This window comes from Vaccinium witches'-broom phytoplasma str. VAC (assembly GCF_000309405.1).
Lineage (GTDB): Bacteria > Bacillota_I > Bacilli_A > Acholeplasmatales > Acholeplasmataceae > Phytoplasma.
The window spans coordinates 1-3,656 of sequence record NZ_AKIN01000025.1; the positions used below are offsets into that span (position 1 = coordinate 1).

The window sequence follows — 3,656 nt, forward strand, 5'->3', positions numbered from 1 at the left end:
ATAATAAATATTTATCTTTTTTATTTATTTATGTCTTCTAAAAGTTTATCAATATGTTTGCCATAAACTAAAGATTGATCATATTTAAAAATTAAATTAGGAATTTTTTTAATATTTCTGATTTTTTTAGCTAATTCCATACGAATTTCTTTTTTATGTTCTTCTAAAACTTCAGCCGCTAGAGCCACAGTTTCTTCGTCATCTTTTAAAAGAGTATAATAAATATTGCTAAAGGATAAATCTTTAGTTAAATCAACATCAGTAACATTGATATACCCTATTTTATCGTTTATAACTATTTGATTAATTATAAAAACTATCTCTTTGTGAATTAAATTCGCTGTTCTTTCATTTACAATACTCATATTATTTATACTACCTTCTCCATTTTAGAGGATTCTATTATATCATCAACTTGAAAAGTGTTGAAATTATCTAAAACAATACCACATTCATGGCCTTGTTTGGCGCTATTGATATTATTTTTTAAATGTTTTAAAGAAGTTATTTTGCCTTCGTAAATCACTTCCTTATTACGGATCACTTTCGCTAAAGAATTGTTAAAAATAGTTCCACTAGTAACATAACAACCCGCAACATGACCGATAGAACTTATATAAAATATTTTTCTAACTTCAGCTTGCCCCATCATTTTTTCTTCAAAAACAGGTTTGATTAATTTTTTCAATTCAATTTCAATATCTTCCATCATTTTATAAAGAATTTGATAAGTTTTAATTTCTACTTTAGAATCTTGAGCAAACTTAAGCAAATCATTATTTAAAGGAGTATTGAAATTAATTAATAAAGCTTCAAAAGTTTTAGCTAAATTGATATCATTAATAGTTACCATCCCTACAGAATTTTTAATAAAATTAATTTTCACTTCTTCGGTAGACATTTGTCCTAAAGCTTTTTGAATCGCTTCAATACTTCCTTGAGTATCAGTTTTTAAAATAATGTTTAAAGTTTTAGTTTCGTTTTCGTCTTCTAATTCAAAAACATTATCATTGTAAGCTGCTATTTCATCTAAAAGAGCGTATTTTTTTGCTTTCGCTAAATGTTTTCTTTCGTCTGCTATGCGTTTCGCGACTTTTTCATTCTCAACTAACATAAAATGATCGCCAGCTTGAGGCACTTGTTTTAAACCAGAAACTACTACTGGTTGCGAAGGAACCGCTTGTTTAAAACTTTTCTTTAAATCGTCTTCTATAGAGCGTATTTTACCATAAGTTTCACCGACAACAACCACATCACCGATTTTTAAAATTCCGTTAGTGAGAATTAAAGTAGCTAAAGGTCCTTTATTTTTGACCAAACTAGCTTCTAAAACTGTTCCTTCGGCTTTTTTTGTTAAATCAGTTTGAATGTTTTTAATATCACTCATTAACAAAATCATTTCTAATAAGTTGTTTAAACCTTGTTTTTTAAGAGCCGACATTTCAATATAAGGAGTATTGCCCCCCCATTCTTCAGGTAATAAGCCATAATTAGATAGTTCAGTCATAATGTTTTCTTTTTTATTGTTCAATTTATCAATTTTATTAATAACAACAATTATGTCCACATTAGCCGCTTTTGCATGTTCTACAGATTCAATAGTTTGTGGTTTGACTCCATCATCGCAAGCTACCACTAAAACACAAATATCAGTGACTTTAGCCCCTCTAGAACGCATTTGTGAAAAAGCTTCATGGCCTGGACTATCGATAAAAGTTATTTTATTATTATTATAACTAATTTCATAAGCTCCAATATGTTGAGTAATCCCTCCAAATTCTTGGTCTACTACACGCGTTTGTCTGATAGAATCCAATAAAGTTGTTTTACCATGGTCCACATGTCCCATAATAGTTACAATAGGAACTCTTTTAGTCAATTTAGTGTTCTCTTTTTTAGATTTACCTTTTTTGTGATCTGGATCAACTTGAGGAGAATAAATAATTTGAAGGTTTAATTCTAATCCCAAAAGTTCAATAGTTTCTCGATCTAAGGTTTGATTAATATTAGTTTTAACACCCATTTCTAATATTTTTTTAATTAAAAAAATATTAGAAACTTGTAAGTGTTTAGCTAAATCTTGAACTGTGTGTTTAGGATTGAAAACATAACTTGTTACTCCAATAGTTTCGTTATCAGTCGTTTTTTCTTCTTTTGGATTTTTTTCTAAATTCATATTTTTCTGTTCTCCTTTGAATAGCATTTTTCTTCTCTTATCAATTTAACAAATCCCAAAGTTGTTTATAAATCTTTTCGTCAACAAAAGATTTTAATTTTTTATCTAAAAGTTTTTTTTGTTGAATTAACAAAAGATTTTCATTATTTAAAATAAAATAAGCGCCTCTTCCGGGCAGTTTTTGTTCCAAATCAAGAGAAATAACACCTTGATTGGAAATCGTTACACGAATCAACTCTTTTTTGGGTTTTTTTTGACGACTAACGATGCAAGTTCTTAAAATATCTTTAGGTAAGAATACTTTTTTCACCATAATTATTAAATCATTCTAATTCTTCTTGTTGAGATAAGGTTTGAATGTTAATATTCCATTTAGTAACCTGAGCGGCTAATTTAACATTTTTTCCTAATTTACCAATTACTAAAGAGGCTTGATCGTCAGCAACCACAACAGACGCTGTTTTATTTTTTTCATTAATAGAGGTAATTTTAAGAATTTGAGCCGGTTGAAGAGAGTTAGTTATCAATTCTATCGGATCAGAACTCCATTGAAATAAATCAATCCTTTCGCCCTTTAAAATATTAACCACACTTTTTATTCTACTTCCGCCTTCGCCGATGCAAGAACCAATAGGGTCTACTTTAGGATCAGTAGACATTAAGCCTATTTTAATTCTGTCTGATGGTATGCGGGCTATTCCCATAATTTTAATGATGCCTTCTTGCACTTCTGGAACAAATTCTTTTAATAATTCAACAACAAAATTAACATGGACTCTACTAACAAAAATTTTAGGCATTTTAGTAGTATTTTGAACTTCTAAGACAAAAACTGAAATTCTTTCGCCAATACGAAAATTATCATTAAGAAGGGTTTCTTTTTTAGATAATAAAGTATTAATTTCTTTTTCTAATTCTAAAGTGTAGAAATGAGTATTTTCCGCTATTACTTTACCGCTGATTAATTTTTTTTCATAATTTTTAAAAAAATTATAAATGGTTTCTCTTTTTTGTTTGATCAATTCTTCGTTAAATTTATTTTTAAAATCTTTACTAGCATAAAAATTAAAATCTTTCGGATCAACTTCAATTTCGATAATATCTCCTACTTGTGCGTCTTCTTTTAATTTTTGCGCCTCCTCTAAATCAAGGAAACTATATTCATTGGCGTTTAGCGTTTCTTCGTCGTTAGGATCAATTACTAAATATTGTTTATATAAGAAAATTTCATCATATTCTGGAGTAATTTTTGTACGACAACTTTTAACTTGGTAATTTTTTTTACAACCAGAAACTAAACCCTTTTCAAAAGATTGAATAGTCTGTTCACGAGTTAGTTCGTATTCTTGCGATAATTGATCTATATTATTTAAAAATTCTTTATTTTTCAAAAAAAACCTCCTTTTTGCTGAAATATTTTCCTTTGTAAATGAGAATAAAATTAAAAAAGTGATTATATAAAATAACCACTTAATAAAAA

General features: G+C 28.1%; 4 protein-coding genes. All 4 read right to left on the reverse strand.

The annotated features are described in order from the left end of the window. Positions 1-20 precede the first annotated feature (20 nt). Genes rbfA through nusA form a run of 4 tightly spaced genes read right to left on the reverse strand, consistent with a single transcriptional unit; the run spans position 21 to position 3,567 of the window. Positions 21-365, reverse strand: coding sequence for a 30S ribosome-binding factor RbfA (gene rbfA / locus RI68_RS00830; protein ID WP_017192571.1), 345 nt, complete (start codon positions 363-365; stop codon positions 21-23). 5 nt (positions 366-370) lie between these two features. After that, the gene (gene infB, locus RI68_RS00835; RefSeq protein ID WP_017193368.1) at positions 371-2,176 is read right to left on the reverse strand and encodes a translation initiation factor IF-2; all 1,806 of its coding nucleotides are present in this window, start codon (positions 2,174-2,176) and stop codon (positions 371-373) included. A 40-nt stretch (positions 2,177-2,216) separates the two neighbouring features. After that, positions 2,217-2,489, reverse strand: a complete 273-nt coding sequence (locus RI68_RS00840; protein WP_017192569.1) for a YlxR family protein — start codon at positions 2,487-2,489, stop codon at positions 2,217-2,219. Between the two features lie 10 nt (positions 2,490-2,499). Beyond that, a complete protein-coding gene (gene nusA, locus RI68_RS00845) occupies positions 2,500-3,567 on the reverse strand; it encodes a transcription termination factor NusA (protein WP_017193369.1) in 1,068 nt (355 codons plus the stop codon). Positions 3,568-3,656 lie beyond the last annotated feature (89 nt).